The organism is Bacillus sp. 7884-1 (assembly GCF_002272245.1).
In the GTDB taxonomy this organism is placed as follows: Bacteria; Bacillota; Bacilli; order Bacillales; family Cytobacillaceae; genus Neobacillus.
The window spans coordinates 1-18,005 of record NZ_NPDD01000232.1; the positions used below are offsets into that span (position 1 = coordinate 1).

Annotated in this window: 13 protein-coding genes; 11 read left to right on the forward strand and 2 right to left on the reverse strand. The window is 37.6% G+C overall.

The window, feature by feature from the left end; genetic code table 11:
• The first annotated feature begins 715 nt into the window (after positions 1–715).
• The 5 genes from glgB to CHI06_RS25245 are packed head-to-tail and all read left to right on the forward strand — an operon-like array spanning position 716 to position 8,628.
• On the forward strand, positions 716–2,662 hold the full coding sequence (gene glgB, locus CHI06_RS25225) for a 1,4-alpha-glucan branching protein GlgB (protein ID WP_095251373.1): 1,947 nt from the start codon (positions 716–718) through the stop codon (positions 2,660–2,662).
• The gene (locus tag CHI06_RS25230; RefSeq protein ID WP_095251375.1) at positions 2,604–3,749 is read left to right on the forward strand and encodes a glucose-1-phosphate adenylyltransferase; all 1,146 of its coding nucleotides are present in this window, start codon (positions 2,604–2,606) and stop codon (positions 3,747–3,749) included. The genes glgB and CHI06_RS25230 overlap by 59 nt, the downstream gene beginning before the upstream one ends.
• Positions 3,750–3,768: 19 nt before the next feature.
• The gene (locus CHI06_RS25235) at positions 3,769–4,800 is read left to right on the forward strand and encodes a sugar phosphate nucleotidyltransferase (protein WP_095251376.1); all 1,032 of its coding nucleotides are present in this window, start codon (positions 3,769–3,771) and stop codon (positions 4,798–4,800) included.
• Positions 4,797–6,245 (forward strand): glycogen synthase GlgA, encoded by a 1,449-nt coding sequence (glgA, locus tag CHI06_RS25240; protein WP_095251378.1) that lies wholly within the window; start codon positions 4,797–4,799, stop codon positions 6,243–6,245. The genes CHI06_RS25235 and glgA overlap by 4 nt, the downstream gene beginning before the upstream one ends.
• Positions 6,235–8,628, forward strand: a complete 2,394-nt coding sequence (locus tag CHI06_RS25245; protein ID WP_095251380.1) for a glycogen/starch/alpha-glucan phosphorylase — start codon at positions 6,235–6,237, stop codon at positions 8,626–8,628. Before glgA ends, CHI06_RS25245 begins: the two co-directional genes overlap by 11 nt.
• Positions 8,629–8,883: 255 nt before the next feature.
• Here the strand turns inward: CHI06_RS25245 and CHI06_RS30805 are convergent, their stop codons facing one another.
• Both CHI06_RS30805 and CHI06_RS25250 read right to left on the reverse strand, forming a co-directional pair.
• A complete protein-coding gene (locus tag CHI06_RS30805) occupies positions 8,884–9,006 on the reverse strand; it encodes a hypothetical protein (protein WP_257009452.1) in 123 nt (40 codons plus the stop codon).
• Positions 9,007–9,191: 185 nt separating this feature from the next.
• Positions 9,192–10,130 (reverse strand): 1,4-dihydroxy-2-naphthoate polyprenyltransferase, encoded by a 939-nt coding sequence (locus CHI06_RS25250; protein ID WP_095251382.1) that lies wholly within the window; start codon positions 10,128–10,130, stop codon positions 9,192–9,194.
• A 354-nt stretch (positions 10,131–10,484) separates the two neighbouring features.
• Here CHI06_RS25250 and CHI06_RS25255 point away from each other — a divergent pair, with 354 nt between their 5' ends.
• The 6 genes from CHI06_RS25255 to menC all read left to right on the forward strand — a co-directional run bounded on the left by CHI06_RS25255 (position 10,485) and on the right by menC (position 17,994).
• A complete protein-coding gene (locus CHI06_RS25255) occupies positions 10,485–11,882 on the forward strand; it encodes an isochorismate synthase (protein WP_095251384.1) in 1,398 nt (465 codons plus the stop codon).
• 1 nt (position 11,883) lies between these two features.
• Positions 11,884–13,632, forward strand: coding sequence for a 2-succinyl-5-enolpyruvyl-6-hydroxy-3-cyclohexene-1-carboxylic-acid synthase (menD, locus tag CHI06_RS25260; protein ID WP_095251385.1), 1,749 nt, complete (start codon positions 11,884–11,886; stop codon positions 13,630–13,632).
• Positions 13,632–14,441: a 2-succinyl-6-hydroxy-2,4-cyclohexadiene-1-carboxylate synthase gene (gene menH / locus CHI06_RS25265; RefSeq protein WP_095251386.1), complete on the forward strand. Its 810-nt coding sequence runs from the start codon at positions 13,632–13,634 to the stop codon at positions 14,439–14,441. The genes menD and menH overlap by 1 nt, the downstream gene beginning before the upstream one ends.
• A 13-nt stretch (positions 14,442–14,454) precedes the next feature.
• Positions 14,455–15,273 (forward strand): 1,4-dihydroxy-2-naphthoyl-CoA synthase, encoded by an 819-nt coding sequence (gene menB, locus CHI06_RS25270; RefSeq protein ID WP_095251387.1) that lies wholly within the window; start codon positions 14,455–14,457, stop codon positions 15,271–15,273.
• 109 nt (positions 15,274–15,382) lie between these two features.
• Complete coding sequence (locus tag CHI06_RS25275) at positions 15,383–16,846, forward strand: o-succinylbenzoate--CoA ligase (RefSeq protein WP_095251389.1); 1,464 nt, start codon at positions 15,383–15,385, stop codon at positions 16,844–16,846.
• A 17-nt stretch (positions 16,847–16,863) separates the two neighbouring features.
• Entirely contained in the window at positions 16,864–17,994 is a 1,131-nt protein-coding gene (menC, locus tag CHI06_RS25280; protein WP_095251390.1) for an o-succinylbenzoate synthase, read from the forward strand.
• The last annotated feature ends 11 nt before the right edge of the window (positions 17,995–18,005 follow it).

Sequence of the window (18,005 nt, forward strand, 5' to 3'; positions counted from 1 at the left end):
TACAGAAAGGCTGATGATATTTTATCATCAGTTTTTTTGTTCCTATTTTTATGTGTTAAATAGAAGATCCTCAATCTATTATTTGGAATTAAGTACTCGCAACTGAAAGGTATAGTGCCCGAATCGTTGTAGCAAATAGTAAATGGGTAATTATATAATACCTATGGTAATTGAGAGGCTAATCTATCTGAGCCATTCCAGCCTAAAAAAAATGACATGCTGCTTTAATAGTAAGAAACCCCTATAATCCTAACTATCCCCTAGAATTATCCATCTAATCATTATCCCAAATATTTGTTGTTATACAAGAAAAACAAACATTCCAATCCTCTAAAACCGCGATAGCTAGTCCAAGACTTGAGAGTGCGATTTTTAAAGAAAAATCCTATTTTAATATAATTTTATCCTTTCCAGCATTACTCTGAAAAACTTTGGTAACGCTTACAATCACTGGGTTTACTGTAATTTTACACTGTGGAATTTATCTTATTTTAAATAATATTTTTTACCCAAAATCTCAAAAAAACTTTATATATTTTTGTCGTTAACTGAAGGATTCTTTGTAGAATGGTGTCGTAAAATGTAGAATAAACACGACAAATGACAATCTATAAAACTTATTGTCAGAAAAGATAAAAAAGTTTTATAAGGATTATTTGTAATTTGCACTTATAATTAACCCTTGAAATACATTTTCACAAGGATGAGGTTATTAATGGCAGTGAATACTTTATATCCAACAGACTATCAGTTGCATTTATTTCATGAGGGAAACCTTTTTCAAAGTCATCAGCTTTTTGGAGCACACGTATTTAAAGAATCAGACAAAGTCTATACAAGATTTTGTGTATGGGCTCCAAATGCTAAAGAAGTCAGGCTAGTGGGCAATTTCAATAGCTGGAATGGGGAAGGTTACGATTTACATAGGGTAAACAATGAAGGTGTATGGATTATAGTCATTGATCAAGACCTGAGTGGTTGCCTCTATAAATATGAAATAACAACAACGAAAAATGAAAAAATTTTAAAAGCAGATCCATATGCCTTCTATTCCGAACTAAGGCCAAATACTGCTTCAATCGTTTATTCTCTGAAAAGTTATGATTGGCAGGATAACCATTGGATGTATCGGAAACAAAAAAGGAACACCTTGTCTGAGCCGCAGGTAATTTATGAAGTTCATTTTGGATCTTGGAAGAAACATGAAAATGGCGATTTTTTAACATATAGGGAAATGGCAGCAGAACTCATTCCTTATGTGCTTGAACATGGATTTACTCATGTTGAATTATTACCTCTTATTGAACACCCCTATGACGGTTCTTGGGGATATCAAGGAACTGGATACTTTTCCACAACCTCTCGCTATGGCACACCAAAGGACTTCATGTACTTTGTAGATCAATGTCATCAGAATGGCATTGGCGTTATTCTTGATTGGGTGCCTGGTCACTTTTGTAAGGATTCACATGGGTTATATCGTTTTGATGGCTCACATATTTATTCCTACGAAACTGAGAGTGACAGGGAAAACAAAGTTTGGGGCACAGCAAACTTTGACCTCGGAAAAGGTGAGGTTCAAAGCTTCCTCATCTCAAACGCCTTTTTTTGGATAGATTATTTTCATATTGATGGATTTAGGATGGACGCTGTTGCTAATATCATTTATTGGCCAAATTCAGCCGACAACCAAGAAAATCCATTTGGAATCGAGTTTCTAAAAAAGCTAAATGTTGAAGTACATGAATATGATCCAACCTTTGTCATGATTGGAGAAGATTCAACAGACTTTCCTAATGTTACCTCGCCTGTCCATTATGGTGGATTAGGCTTCGATTATAAATGGAATATGGGCTGGATGAATGACATGCTAAAATACATGGAAACTCCACCTTTTGCACGTGCAAGTGCTCATACAAAAGTGACTTTTTCGCTTCTTTATGCCTTTTCAGAAAACTTTATGCTCCCATTTTCACATGATGAAGTGGTCCATGGCAAAAAGTCATTATTAGATAAAATGCCCGGAGATTATTGGGAGAAGTTTGCGCAGCTCCGCTTGCTACTAGGGTACATGTTTGCACATCCTGGGAAGAAATTATTGTTTATGGGCTTTGAGCTTGGTCAGTTTTCAGAATGGAAAGATAAAGAACAATTAGATTGGAATTTATTGGATTATGAAATGCATCAAAATGTAAATCACTATGTTAAGCAGTTAACTAAAATTTACAAACGCTCCAAAGCTCTTTATGAGCTTGACCATAAGCACGATGGATTTGAATGGATTGACTGTAATAACGAAAGCCAATCGGTCTTTTCTTTTATTAGGAAAGGTGAGACGGAAAATGATTATTTAATCATTATATGCAATTTTACAGGCGTTCACTATCCGGAATATAAAATAGGCGTACCGTATCAAAGTGAGTTTAGGGAAATTTTAAATAGTGACCATCAAGACTTTGGCGGCGCTGGACTTGTGAATAAGAAAACATTTATTGCTGAAGAAGAGCCATTTCATGGTAAACCATATTCCGTTAATGTGACGATTCCGCCCTTTGGCATTCAGATCATACGACCGGTGAAAAAACGAAAGGAGAGAAAAGGTAATGGGAAAGAAAAAGTGCGTGGCAATGCTATTGGCAGGAGGGAAAGGAAGCAGACTTAACTCACTTACGAAGGATTTGGCAAAGCCTGCTGTTCCTTTTGGAGGAAAGTACAGAATCATTGATTTTCCATTAAGCAATTGTGCTAATTCAGGGATTGATACAGTGGGTGTCTTAACACAGTATCAACCATTGCTATTAAATTCGTATATAGGTATTGGCAGTGCTTGGGATCTAGACCGAAAAGATGGAGGGGTAACCGTTTTACCCCCATATGCTGAGACTTCTGAGGTCAAGTGGTATACCGGAACCGCGAGTGCTATTTATCAAAACCTAAATTATTTAAAGCAATACCAGCCTGAATATGTACTCATTCTCTCAGGCGACCACATTTACAAAATGAATTATGAGAGTATGCTTGAATATCATATTGAGAAAAGAGCAGATGTAACAATCTCTTTAATAGAAGTTCCTTGGGCGGAAGCAAGCCGATTTGGGATTATGAATACAAACAAGGATTTAAGAATAACAGAGTTTGAGGAAAAACCAGCAGAGCCTAAAAATAATTTAGCTTCCATGGGCATCTATATTTTCAGTTGGAATGTCCTAAAAGAATATTTAGAAATGGACGCTAGAAATACAAAATCTTCACATGATTTTGGTAAAGACATCATTCCTTCGTTGTTAGAAGAAAATAAGAAGCTTTATGCCTATCCTTTCAAGGGATATTGGAAGGATGTAGGTACAGTTAAGAGTCTTTGGGAAGCAAATATGGATCTATTAAATGACGAATGTGATTTAGACCTGTTTGATCATGATTGGAGAATATATTCAGTAAACCCTAATCAACCTCCTCAGTATATCTCTCCTGAGGCCATTGTGAAGGAATCTCTCATTAATGAGGGCTGTACCATTGAAGGTGAAATAGATAATTCTGTTTTATTCCAAGGGGTTAGCGTCGGTAAAGGATCCATCATAAAGGAATCTGTCATCATGCCTGACGCGGTAATTGGTGAAAACGTTAAGATTGAAAAAGCAATTGTTCCAAGTGACGCTGTCATTCCAGATGGAACTGTCATTCGTTCATTTGATGATGAAATTATTCTTGTTACAGAAGAAATGTTAAGTGGGTTACATCCTGCTTTATAATAAACGGGAGGGACATGTATTGAAAAGAAAGCTATTAGGTGTTATTGACGCAACAACGTACCATGATGATCTAGAGGACCTTTTAACACATCGTTCACTTGCAGCCCTGCCTTTTGCAGGACGTTATCGTATTATTGATTTTGTTCTTTCAAATATGGTTAACTCTGGAATCAGGAGTGTAGCCATCTTTCCGAAAATGATGTACCGTTCACTAATGGATCACCTTGGCTCAGGAAAGAATTGGGATTTGAATCGCAAGCGTGATGGCCTTTTCTTTTTTCCAACTCCTGTTGTTGATTCAGATATTAATAAAATTGGTTCATTTGAGAACTTTGCAGCAAATTTAGATTTCTTTTATCGTAGCACTCAAGAGTATTCTATTATTACGAATTGTTATACAGTTTTAAATATGGACTTTAAACCATTGTTAGATTGGCATATTCATTCCGGGTGCGACATTACTGAAATCCACCATGAGAATGGAACACCAATGGAAATGTATTTAGTGAAAACATCTCTACTTATTAAATTAATTGAAACGAGAAATGATACAGGATATACATGTATGAAAGATGTGGTTCTAGATCCTGACCATCAACATTCCATTTGCCGCTATGAATATTCCGGCTATGCGGTCATGATAAACTCAATTCAAAACTATTATTCTACTAGTTTAAATTTATTGAATTCTGATGTTTGGAATCAGTTATTTATTAAAGAACAGCCAATCCTGACAAAGGTCAAGGATGAGCCGCCAACCCGTTATTTAAAGGGGTCAACTGTTCAAAACGCGATGATTGCGAATGGCTGCTTAATCAATGGTACAGTTGAAAATAGTATTATTTCCAGGGGCGTAAAAATCGGAAAAGGTGCAGTTATTAAAAATTGCATTATCATGCAAAAATGCGTGATTGAAGATAACTGTTATCTCGATTCTGTTATTTTAGACAAAGACGTAAAGGTTGAGGAGGGTACAATCTTAACAGGTACCGCCAGAGATCCTTTTGTTGTGCGTAAAGGGACAAAGCAAGGAGCGTTGATGAATACGTGAAAGTATTATTTGCAGTTTCAGAATGTGGTCCATTTGCAAAATCAGGGGGGCTTGCAGACGTTGCAGGCTCCCTGCCTAAAGAACTGAAAAGTCTAGGTACGGACGTAAGGGTAATTCTGCCGAAGTATGGCACTATTTCCGATGACTTTAAAGCGGAAATGAAAAAAATTAAAGAGTTCACGGTTTCTGTTGGCTGGAGAAATCAATATTGTGGGATTGAAGAGCTTATCTATCAGGGAGTAACCTATTACTTTGTCGATAATGAATATTATTTCAAACGTGAAGGGTTCTATGGATATTATGATGATGGCGAAAGGTTCGCCTATTTTAACCGGGCTGTATTGGAAGCTTTGGCACATCTAGACTTTTATCCAGATGTCCTGCATTGTCATGACTGGCATACGGCTATGATTCCATTTTTATTAAGAATGGAATATTACAAACGGAAAGACTATGGTTTGATTCGTACTGTTTTCACGATTCACAATCTACAATTTCAGGGGATTTTCCCAAGAGAAACGCTGGGAGACTTGCTTGGCTTAGATTGGGGAGCTTTCCATCCTGAAAATTTAGAGTTTTTTGGCTGTATAAATTATATGAAGGGTGCTCTTGTTGCAGCAGACGAAATAACAACGGTAAGCCCAACCTATAAACAGGAAATTCAAACTCCGGAATATGGAGAAAAACTGGATGGCTTATTGAAAACGAGAGAAGAAGATTTAGTTGGAATTCTAAATGGCATTGATGATAAATTCTATAATCCAGCACATGACCAACTACTTTATAAAACTTTTACAGCAAATAATCTTGAGAATAAAGCGATTAATAAAAGTGAAGTCCAAAAACACTTTGGGCTGCCACAGAGCCCAAGCACACCATTAATGGTGATGATTACTAGGCTGACAAAACAAAAAGGATTAGACCTCGTTAAATGTGTTTTAAGGGACATTCTTCATGAAGATATTCAAATGGTTGTTCTGGGTACTGGAGACTATGGCTATGAAGAGTATTTGCGTCATGCAGCAAACTCCTATCCAAATAAATTAAAGGTGCACATCGGTTTTAGTGAAGGACTGGCTCACAAGCTATATGCTGCGGCTGACCTTTTCTTAATGCCATCCCTATTTGAGCCATGCGGTCTTGGTCAACTTATTGCGATGAAATACGGCGCGGTGCCAATTGTACGTGAAACAGGCGGCCTAAATGATACGGTACAATCTTGGAATGAGACTACTAATGAGGGAAATGGGTTTTCTTTCAGGAATTTCAATGCCCATGACATGCTTTACACTATTAGAAGGGCATTACGCTTTTATCATGACCCCGCTTGGGAAACAATTGTTCAAAAGGCGATGGAAAAGGATAACAGCTGGGCCCAGTCTGCATTTAAGTATAATCAGCTATATGCAGAGCTGACCTCAAGGAGTGAAACCCATGTTTTCTAATCCAACAGAGTTTAAGAACCATTTTCTAAAGAGGGTGAATATGGTTTGCGGTAAGAGCTTTTCAGAAAGCTCAGAGCGAGACCATTACCAAACTCTTGGGATTATGATACGGGAATATGTCAGTCACGATTGGATAAAAACGAATGAACGATACCTGGCAGCAAAAGAAAAACAAGTTTATTATCTATCGATAGAATATTTGTTAGGAAAGCTCCTGCGGCAAAATCTAATCAATTTGGGAATCGAAGAAACCGTACAAGTTGGTCTTCAGGAACTAGGTATCGATTTAGGTGACTTGGAGGAATTAGAGAGTGATGCAGGCTTAGGAAACGGTGGCTTAGGAAGATTAGCCGCTTGTTTTCTTGATTCCCTTGCTTCACTGAATCTCCCTGGACATGGTCATGGTATTCGCTATAAGCATGGACTTTTTGAACAGAAAATAGTGGATGGCTATCAAGTAGAACTCCCAGAGCAGTGGCTTAGGAGTGGAAATGTCTGGGAAGTTCGAAAAGCAGATTTAGCTGTTAAAATCCCTTTTTGGGGGAAGGTCGAAGGAAGAACAGAGAATGGCCGATTAAAATTTCAGCATTTGAATGCCGAAACGGTAACGGCTGTTCCACATGATATGCCGGTAATTGGTTTTAACTCTGAAACGGTTAACACATTGAGATTATGGAATGCCGAACCATCTCAATTCCCTTTCCATGAGGATATTTTAAAGTATAAACGTGAAACAGAGTCTGTCTCAGAATTCCTCTATCCGGATGATACACATGATGAAGGGAAGATACTAAGGCTAAAGCAGCAATATTTTTTAGTGTCAGCAAGCATTCAATCCATCATCAAAACGTATCGGAAACAACACGGAAATTTAAAAGAACTTCACCAACACGTTTGTATTCATATTAATGATACCCATCCTGTTTTAGCCATTCCTGAACTAATGAGAATACTAATTGATGAAGAAGGTTTTGATTGGGACCTAGCTTGGTATATTACAAAGCATACGATTTCCTATACCAATCATACGACCTTATCGGAAGCATTGGAAAAATGGCCAATTCGGATTTTTCAGCCGCTGTTACCACGAATTTATATGATTGTTGAAGAAATAAATGAACGATTTTGTGGAGAGTTATGGGACCAATATACAGGGGATTGGGATAGGATTGCGAAGCTGGCGATCATTGCTGATGGCTATGTAAAAATGGCTCATTTAGCGATTGTGGGAAGTTTCAGTGTCAATGGAGTTGCCAAGCTGCATACAGAAATTCTAAAAACACGTGAAATGAATCAATTTTATCAGCTGTTTCCGGAAAAGTTCAATAATAAAACGAATGGTATCGCCCACCGTCGCTGGTTATTAAAAGGAAATCCTGACTTATCAGCCTTAATTACCGAATCCATTGGTTCTTCATGGACAAATTCACCTGGTGATTTAATTCAATTACTTAAATTTCAGAATGATACGTCCTTCATGGATAAGCTTCTAGAAATTAAGAGAGATAACAAAAAGCGGCTTGCTGACGTTATCCAAAGCCATAACGGCATTGTTGTGGATTCCTCTGCTATCTTTGATGTCCAGGTAAAGCGCCTGCATGCCTATAAGAGACAGCTCCTAAAGGTATTACATATTATGTATCTTTATAATCGAATAAAAGAGGATTCTAGTTTTTCAATGGTGCCAAGGGTATTCATTTTTGGAGCAAAGGCATCTCCCGGTTATTATTATGCAAAGAAAATTATTAAACTTATTAATACGGTAGCTGAGAAGGTTAACAATGATCCCGAAATTGGCGATAAAATGAAAGTCGTTTTCCTCGAAAACTACCGAGTTTCGCTTGCGGAAAAAGTCTTTCCTGCAGCTGATTTAAGTGAACAAATTTCCACCGCAAGTAAAGAGGCATCTGGTACTGGTAACATGAAATTTATGATTAATGGAGCACTGACAGTAGGAACAATGGATGGAGCCAATATTGAAATTCATGAATTGGTTGGGAATGAGAATATCTTTACATTTGGACTTTCTGCTGATGAGGTTCTTCATTATTACCAGCATGGCGGCTATCAATCGATTGAATATTATCATCATGACAGTCGCATCCGTCAGGCTGTTGATCAGCTAGTAAATGGATTTTTCCCTGGTGTCTATAACGAATTTGAACCAATTTTTGATTCTTTGCTGGAAGAAAATGATCAGTACTTTGTATTGAAGGATTTTGCTTCCTATGCGGACACACAAAAGAGAATTGGTGAGACCTTTAGGAATCAGAAAATCTGGCAAAAGAAGTGTCTGATTAATATCGCCCAAGCAGGTTATTTTTCCAGTGATCGGACAATCCAAGAGTATGCGGAAGATATTTGGGGAATAAAACCTCTATAACCGATAAAATTAGAAATAGGAGAAAACCACCAATCGAAATGAATGGTGGTTTTCTTGATTAAAATGTACTTGCCTAAAAACTACTTCACTGTTAGTAGGATGTAGTCTTTATATTCCAGTAATCCTTAAGAAAGAATTCACTAGGAAAAGCAGAATTAAACCCCCGGAGCTGCAATAGTGACAGAGAATAGGTTTGAACAGCAAATTCTTACTTCGTTGTTACCATTATTAGTTGATAAAACAACTACATTTCCATCAATTCTTAAAAAGTCCCCGTTCTGTGTTGTATTTACCTGCTGATTGAACCTGAACGTCATCCCCGACTGCAACACCTGCGAATAAATCTTCACAATCACAGCAATTATTTCTTAATCCCAAATTATTTACCCTTTTCAATTAAGTTAATACATTCTATGCATGTCCTAGAGAGGTTGTTCAAAAAATAATCAAAGAACGGATTAATGTAAAATTGGAAATTCCCCAAATCAAAGAAAAAAGCATTCCTCATTACAAAGAAATGCTATTACTATAACTATTCAATTAAATCATAATTTGTTATTTTTTTATGAAACAAAGTAACCGATAAAAATCCCAATTGCAAGTAAAAATCCAAAAATCGTATTGGTTTGTGCTGTCGCTTTCATGGCAGGTGCCATTTGAATGGGTGATATCCCGTCTTTAAACCCTTTAATTGCGTTCTTTGCTTTTGGAATACTAAGTAGCACGATTATAGTCCAAATTGGAGCAATATTTGAGATGATTAGACCTATTACCCAAAGAAATGAAAAAATGAACATGTAACCCATTAAAGTAACTGCCTTCTTTTTACCAATAAGAATAGCTAATGTTCTTCGACCATTTTCCTTATCGCCCTCTAAATCCCTAATATTATTAGAGAAATTAATGGCGCCAACAAGAACTAAAATCGGAACTGAAATGAGGACGCTAGTAGATGTTACAGTTCCCGTTTGGATAAAGAATGAAATTAAAATGATTAACATACCCATAAAGAACCCTGCAAAAATCTCTCCAAATGGAGTGTAAGCAATGGGAAAAGGTCCTCCTGTATATAAATAACCAACGGCCATACAAACAAGCCCTAGAACAGCTAACCACCAGCTAGTACTCATACAAATATATACCCCAATCAATAGAGCAATCCCATAAAGACTTAGAGCGAGCTGCATGACTGTTTTCGGCTTAATTCCATCACGGACAATGGTACCGCCAATTCCAATTGAGTGCTCATTATCGAGGCCGCGTTTATAATCATAATACTCATTGAACATATTAGTAGCTGCCTGTATTAATAAACTCGCGATTAACATGGCAAAGAAAAGACCAAAATGTATTTCCCCATGTGCAAGTGCAAGTGCTGTACCTAGCAAAACTGGAACAAATGCTGCAGTTAACGTATGGGGACGGGTCATTTGCCACCAAACTTGAAAACCGCGATTCGATTCAACAGCAGGCTTTGAAGTGTGCTGTATATTTGGCTGCATTTTCTTCTCTCCCTTTTTTAAAAAATTATCTATATATAAAATAAATTGCTATATGAGCTTGAAACTTTCCAACCCTAAGTTTATGCGAATTTGACGACTATAGTCAATTATTTTTTATTAGCGGAATTAGTAGATTATTCCTGTCAGATTATTAATGAGAGAATGGAGGGAAAATGAAATAAACGAGTGAAAATCAAAAACAACCCTGATCGGTATTTTTAAGGTATAATTTAGGAAGTCAAAGAGGATAGATAGTGACAAGTATTACTGACTTCTTTACAATGAAAGTAGTATCTTTAAATTGGCATTAAAATGAATGGATAACAGTCATTTGACTGTGTTGGAGGGATTTTTTTGGTTACCATTCAGGAGACGGAATTAAAGGAAAGGGGTCTTTTGGCAGTAAGAACTGCTCAGAAACTAGGCCGGCCCATTCTTATTAGTGAAGTTCATAAAATGGACAGTATTGAACCTATATCCTTTTTTTATAGTGGTAAAGAGCGCTATCTAGGAGAACGATTCTATTGGAAAGACCCATCGGCAGAAATGGTGCTTATTGGCCTTGGCATATCAAAACAAATTCAGTCGGATCAGGCTACTGACCGCTTTTTTCATGTTGAAGAGGAATGGAAGGGATTTTTAAAGGACAGTCTTATTTTTAATCCATACAAAGAAAATGGCTTAGGTCCCGTAATGTTTGGGGGATTCTCATTTGATCCGCATAAGCCAAAAACAACACTTTGGTCTAAATTTGCAGATTCTTTATTCCATATCCCAAAATTTATGTTAACAATTGTTGAAGGGCGAACTTTTTTAACGACAAATATTGTTTGTACCCAAAATGATGATTATACACTTTTTGAAAAAGTAATAAATGAGAGAGTCCAATTACTTAACTCTCATAAAGAAATTGAAATAAAGCCTGCTAAACTCCTTGAAACGAAAGAAATTTTTCCGCAGGAATGGAAACAGAGTGTGGATGATGTAGTAGAGGATTTAAAAACATGCTCATTGAAAAAGGTGGTTCTTGCTCGAGAATTAAGATTATTTTTTGATCAACGCTTGAAAGCAGAAGTAATTCTTAAGAATTTGTATAATCAACAGCGGGATAGCTTTATCTTTGTTTTTGAATCTAATGGAGACTGTTTCATTGGTGCTACACCTGAAAGGTTAGTGAAAAAACAAGGAAACGATGTATTCTCTACCTGTCTTGCAGGATCGATTAAACGAGGTAAAACCGATGAAGAAGACCGGATGTTAGGGCAAACATTACTTAATGATAAGAAAAACCTTATTGAGCATGGATATGTGGTTGAAATGATTAAGGAAGCCTTAGAAGAATCATGTGAGGAAATAATTCTTCCAGATAAACCGCAATTAATGAAAATAAGGGATATTCAACACCTCTATACACCTGTCATTGGTAAATGTCAGAAAGACGCATCATTGCTTTTATTAGTTGAAAGACTTCATCCAACTCCTGCCCTTGGAGGACTTCCTAAAGAAGAAGCTATAGAAAAAATTAGAGAAGTTGAAGAATTGGATCGCGGGTTTTATGCTGCTCCACTTGGGTGGTGTGATTATCGAGGAAACGGTGAGTTCTCGGTTTCTATCCGCTCCGGTCTCATTCAAGATAAGGAAGCTTCATTATTTGCAGGATGTGGTGTCGTTGCGAATTCTGATTCTGAAAGTGAATATTTGGAAACAAGCTTAAAATTCAGACCGATGCTTCGCGCCCTTGGAGGAAATTAATATGAATCATCAGGAATCATTAACAGCTTATCTAGCTGCCTTTGTTGTTGAGTTAGTACAAACAGGAATAAAAGATGTTGTTGTTAGCCCAGGGTCTAGGTCAACCCCTATGGCAATGGTGATGGCAGAACACCCAGAATTAAATATCCATATCCATGTAGATGAACGTTCAGCAGCTTTTTTTGCATTGGGAATCGCAAAAGCTACAAACAAGCCAGTGGCCATTTTATGTACTTCTGGTACAGCTGCAGCGAATTATTTTCCGGCAATTATTGAAGCTCGGTATTCACGCGTACCTTTATTGGTTCTAACAGCTGACCGTCCACATGAGCTTAGAGAAGTTGGTGCTCCACAAGCGATTAATCAAATTCATTTATATGGGCAGCATGTAAAATGGTTTGCAGATATGGCTTTGCCTGAGAATAGTAATGAATTGATTCGTTATGCTCGAACTGTTGGTGCACGTGCAGCTGCCATTGCAAGTCAGGCACCGGCTGGACCAGTCCATCTGAATTTTCCGTTCAGGGAACCGCTCATACCAAAATTAGATGAGGAAATCTTCGAATTAAAAGAACGCCCTATGGGTTATGTACAGGTTCGGAATGGGGAATTGACAATTCGTCAGGATGAATTTAGGGAGATTTCTCAAAAGCTGAAGGGTTATAAAAAAGGAATTATTGTTTGCGGAAACATTACTGACAACCGGTTTGCTCAGGCTGTCACAGAGTTATCAGCAGCTTTGAAATTTCCAGTTTTAGCAGATCCCTTGTCACAGCTCAGGAGTGGACTACATTCACTAGAGAATATTGTGGAGGCTTATGATACTTTTTTACGGAATGAAGACGCCAAGGAATATTTGAAGCCAGATGTCATTCTCCGCTTTGGGGCAATGCCTGTTTCAAAGGCATTAACCATATTCTTAAAAGAAAATCATCAAGCAGAACAATTTGTCATTGACGGGGCAGGAGGCTGGAGGGATCCGGCAACATTATCAACGGAAATGATTTTCTGTAATGAAACCATTTTCTGCGAGCAGTTATCAGGCTTAACGGAAACAAAAGAGTCAACAGAATTCTTAGAAAAATGGCAAGAAATTAATGATCTTACAAAAGCAAACATGGCTTTAATTAAGGATAGCCAAATGTTAAGCGAGGGCCGATTGTTCTATCAAATAGCAGAAATGCTCCCTGAGGAAGCTACTTTGTTCGTTGGGAACAGCATGCCTATAAGAGACTTAGATAGTTTCTTTCTCAATAATCATAAATCAATAAATGTAATGGCCAATAGAGGCGCTAATGGAATTGATGGAACGGTATCAACCGCCCTAGGAGCAGCATTATATTCACAACCATTATATCTGGTTTTAGGAGATCTAACTTTTTTCCATGATTTAAATGGGATGATTGCAGCGAAGCTATATGGAATAGATATAAGAATTATTGTTGTTAACAATAATGGTGGGGGTATTTTCTCCTTCCTACCACAATCGCAGCATCCAAAGAATTTCGAACTTTTATTTGGTACTCCATTAAACTTAGAATTTGAGCATGCAGTTCGGATGTTCAATGGAAACTATACGAAAGTAAAAGACTGGGACCATTTCCGTGAACTAATGAAGCAATCATCCGATGTTAAGGGATTAAATGTATATGAAGTGGTAACAAATAGAGACAGCAATTTAACACAACACCGCGACTTTTGGCGGATTGTTTCCCAGGAAATATCAAATTTTGTCAAAGGTATACATTAATGCAGGTTAATATAAACGATCTAAATGTTCATGTCGAATTGTGCGGGGAAGGATTTCCGTTATTATTATTACATGGCTTTACTGGAGATTCATCCACATGGACACCTTTTTGTCCGACTTGGGGTAAGCACTCAAAATTAATCATCCCAGACATTATAGGTCACGGCGAAACAGAATCACCCTTAGATGTAAATCGCTATAATATCGAATCAGCAGCTAAAGACTTGCTTAAGCTTCTTGATGAGCTTGAAATTGAACAAACGGATTTGCTCGGGTATTCAATGGGGGGAAGACTTGCTCTGACTTTTGCAATTCTATATCCGGAGAGAGTTCGAAAGCTTATTTTGGAAAGTGCGTCTCCAGGACTGAAGACGGAAGAAGAAAGAATACAGCGCTGTATGAAAGATGGGGAACTAGCAAACTTTATTAATAATCAAGGAATTTTAGCCTTTGTTAACTATTGGGGAGGAATTCCGCTTTTTTTAACAATGAAAAATCTTCCCGAGCCAATACAAGAAAGTATTAGGGAACAAAGGTTAACCAATAATCCTAAGGGTCTTGCAAATAGCTTAATAGGTATGGGGACAGGTTCTCAGCCATCCTGGTGGGAAAAGTTGAACTTGGTGAAATGCGAAGTGCTGCTGCTAACAGGAAGTATGGATGAAAAATTTTGCAAGATTGCTGAGAGAATGCAGAAGGATATGAAAAAAGCTTCATGGATTGTAATTAAGGATAGTGGCCATGCAATTCATGTGGAACAAAAAGAAAAGTTTGATACAATAGTAAGTGACTTTTTGTCATTAAACTAAGGAGGAGATTGTTTTGACAGTAGAATGGGTAGCAGGACGTAAATATGAAGAAATTCTATACGAAACATATAACGGAATTGCGAAAATCACAATTAATCGCCCACACGTACATAATGCATTTACACCAAGAACCGTTATGGAGTTAATTGATGCGTTTGCCATTGCGCGTGATGATTCTAGTGTAGGAGTTATCGTCTTAACAGGAGCTGGAGAAAAGGCATTTTGTTCAGGCGGTGATCAAAGTGTGCGTGGACATGGAGGATATGTTGGAGAGGATCAAATTCCACGTTTAAATGTGCTTGACTTGCAACGCTTAATTCGTGTCATTCCAAAACCAGTTATCGCAATGGTTAAGGGATATGCGATTGGCGGCGGTCACGTTTTACACATTGTCTGTGATTTAACAATTGCAGCTGACAATGCTGTATTTGGACAAACAGGTCCTAATGTAGGAAGCTTTGACGCTGGTTATGGTTCAGGCTATCTTGCTAGGATTATTGGTCATAAAAAGGCTCGTGAAATTTGGTTCCTATGCCGTCAATATAATGCACAGGAAGCTCTTGATATGGGCTTAGTAAATACGGTTGTTCCACTTGAAAGAGTCGAAGAAGAAACCATTCAGTGGTGTAATGAAATCCTTGAGAAAAGCCCAACTGCCCTTCGTTTCATAAAGGCAGCAATGAATGCAGATACGGATGGATTAGCAGGTCTTCAGCAATTCGCTGGAGATGCAACATTGCTTTACTATACTACGGAAGAAGCCAAAGAAGGCCGTGACTCATTCAAAGAAAAGCGTAAGCCAGATTTTGGTCAATTCCCTCGTTTTCCTTGATTTTAAAATTTTTGAACGCAGCTTGATGGATTCCATCAGGCTGTTTTTATATCGAAAAGCGTAAGCCACTAGGCCGCTTGCGTTAGAAAGAAGAAGAAGGTGAAAAATATTGAATAACGAAGCAATGTCTAACTTTTTGAAAAATAGGGCGTTCCTTACTCCGGATAGGGCTGCTGTTTATTTTAATAAAAGAATAATAACGTTTAAAGAATTATATGAGAGCTCATATCAAACAGCTGGGAAGCTCCAAGCTTTAGGATTGAAAAAGGATCAATATATAGGTGTATTACTAAAAAATCATCTTGATACCGTCGTGATTTTATTTGCACTTCAGCTAATAGGTATTAAGGCAGTTATTTTAAACAATCGACTAACGACAAAAGAGTTAGTGTGGCAGTTACATGACTCTAAGGCAGCCTCGTTAATTCTCGAAAATGATTTTGATGTAATAAAAGAAGAGGTAAAAGTACCAGTTTTTACAAAAGATGAATTGTTTGCAGCTACTCCAAACATTCCTGAAATACAGGATGAAATAAACTTGGGGGATATCTGTACGGTCATGTATACATCGGGTACAACAGGGAATCCGAAGGGTGTCATTCAAACATATGGAAACCATTGGTGGAGTGCTGTCGGATCAGCATTAAATTTAGGATATACTGAATCTGACCGCTGGCTTTGCAGTGTTCCACTTTTTCATATAAGCGGTTTTTCCATTTTAATGAAAAGTGTTATCTATGGGATGCCTGTCATTCTACATGAAACATTTGACGCTATCAAAGTAATAGAGGATATTACAACGAAACGAGTCACCATAATGTCAGTAGTAGGAACCATGCTTTTTAGGATGGTTGAAACACTTAAGGATGCCCGGCTGCCAAATCATTTCCGCTGTGCGCTTTTAGGAGGCGGTCCTGCACCTTTACCGTTGTTAGAGGCATGTAAGGCAAAAGAAATTCCGGTTTTTCAATCCTATGGAATGACGGAGACAGCTTCACAGTTCGTTACACTGTCTCCTGAGTACAGCATTACAAAACTTGGTTCAGCGGGTAAGCCATTATTTCCTTCCCAGCTTAAGATAATTTTGGAGGATGGAAAAATAGCTTCGGCAAAACAAGCTGGTGAAATTATTGTTAAAGGTCCAAATGTCACTATGGGTTATTTATATCGTCCAGAGGTAATAAAGGAAAAATTTAAAGGAGGTTGGTTTCATACAGGAGATATTGGTTATTTGGATGAAGAAGGTTTTTTATATGTGCTTGATAGACGCTCTGATCTCATTATATCAGGTGGTGAAAACATATATCCTGCGGAAATTGAATCTGTATTATTAGCCCATCCTGATGTAGCTGATGCAGGAGTCACAGGCTTCGATGATGAAATATGGGGACAGGTTCCAGCTGCATTTATTGTAAGAAAAGAAGGGGCCAATGTTACTAAGGAAGAACTCAGACAATTTTGTTTAGAAAACTTAGCGAAATACAAGGTACCGAAAACGTTCCACTTTACTGAAAAACTTCCAAGGAACGCTGCTAAAAAGCTCCTGCGCAGGAAGCTGTGTGAATTGGTATAGAAGGGTGGGAAAAGTGAATGAATATTGCACAAATTAAACTTAACGTGATTAGTATGCCATTGAAATCACCTTTTCACACACACTTAGGTACTTTAACAGAACGTGAAGGAATAATCATAGAGGTAATCGATTCTGATGGAGTGTCAGGCTATGGGGAGGGAGTGGCTTTTTCAACACCATGGTATACAGAAGAAACTGTTAAAACCAGTTTACATATGTTAGCCGATATTTTAATTCCTTTGCTTAGGAAGAACCCAATAAAACATCCTGAAGAGGCTGCTATTTTATTTAAGTCCATTAGAAGAAACAATATGGCTAAGGCTGGACTAGAATTGGCTATTTGGGATTTGTATGCAAAAAGGAATGTTGAGGCCCTTTCTTCAAGTATTGGCGGCACTAGGAAAAAAGTTGCTTCTGGTGTGGTGGTTGCAGCCGATTCTCTAAGCAGTTCTCTTAAGGAAATTGAAAAATACCTAGAAGAAGGATATCAGCGAATTAAAGTTAAAATTAATCCTCAACAGGATTATTCTTTGTTAGCTGGAATCCGTCGCCATTATCCAGAACTTCCTATAATGGCTGATGCTAATTCTGCTTATACATTGAAAGACATTGAGAGATTAAAGGCTATGGATGACTTTAATCTCCTAATGATTGAACAGCCACTCGCAAGCGACGATATCATTCAACATTCATTGCTACAAAAAGAGTTAAAGACCCCAGTCTGTTTAGATGAGAGTATTTTGAGCTTTGAAGATGCTAAAAATGCGATTGACCTTGGAAGCTGTAGGGTAATAAATATTAAAGCAGGAAGAGTGGGCGGCCTTTATGAAGCAAAAAGGATTCATGATTATTGCTTTGATAAGGAAATAGAAGTATGGTGCGGGGGAATGATTGAATTTGGAATATCTCGCGCGCATAATATTGCTCTTGCTTCACTTCCAGGATTTACGATCCCCGGTGATATTTCTGCTTCCAATCGATTCTGGGAGGAAGATATCATTACACCTGAGGTAAGGGTTGAAAATGGATATGTCGATGTACCAGATACACTGGGAATTGGATTTAGTATAAATGAAAAAAGGATGAGGGAAACAACACTGTTAGAAAAGAAATTTACTTTCGATAATGGCTGTGTTAAAGGATACTGATGATTTTAGAA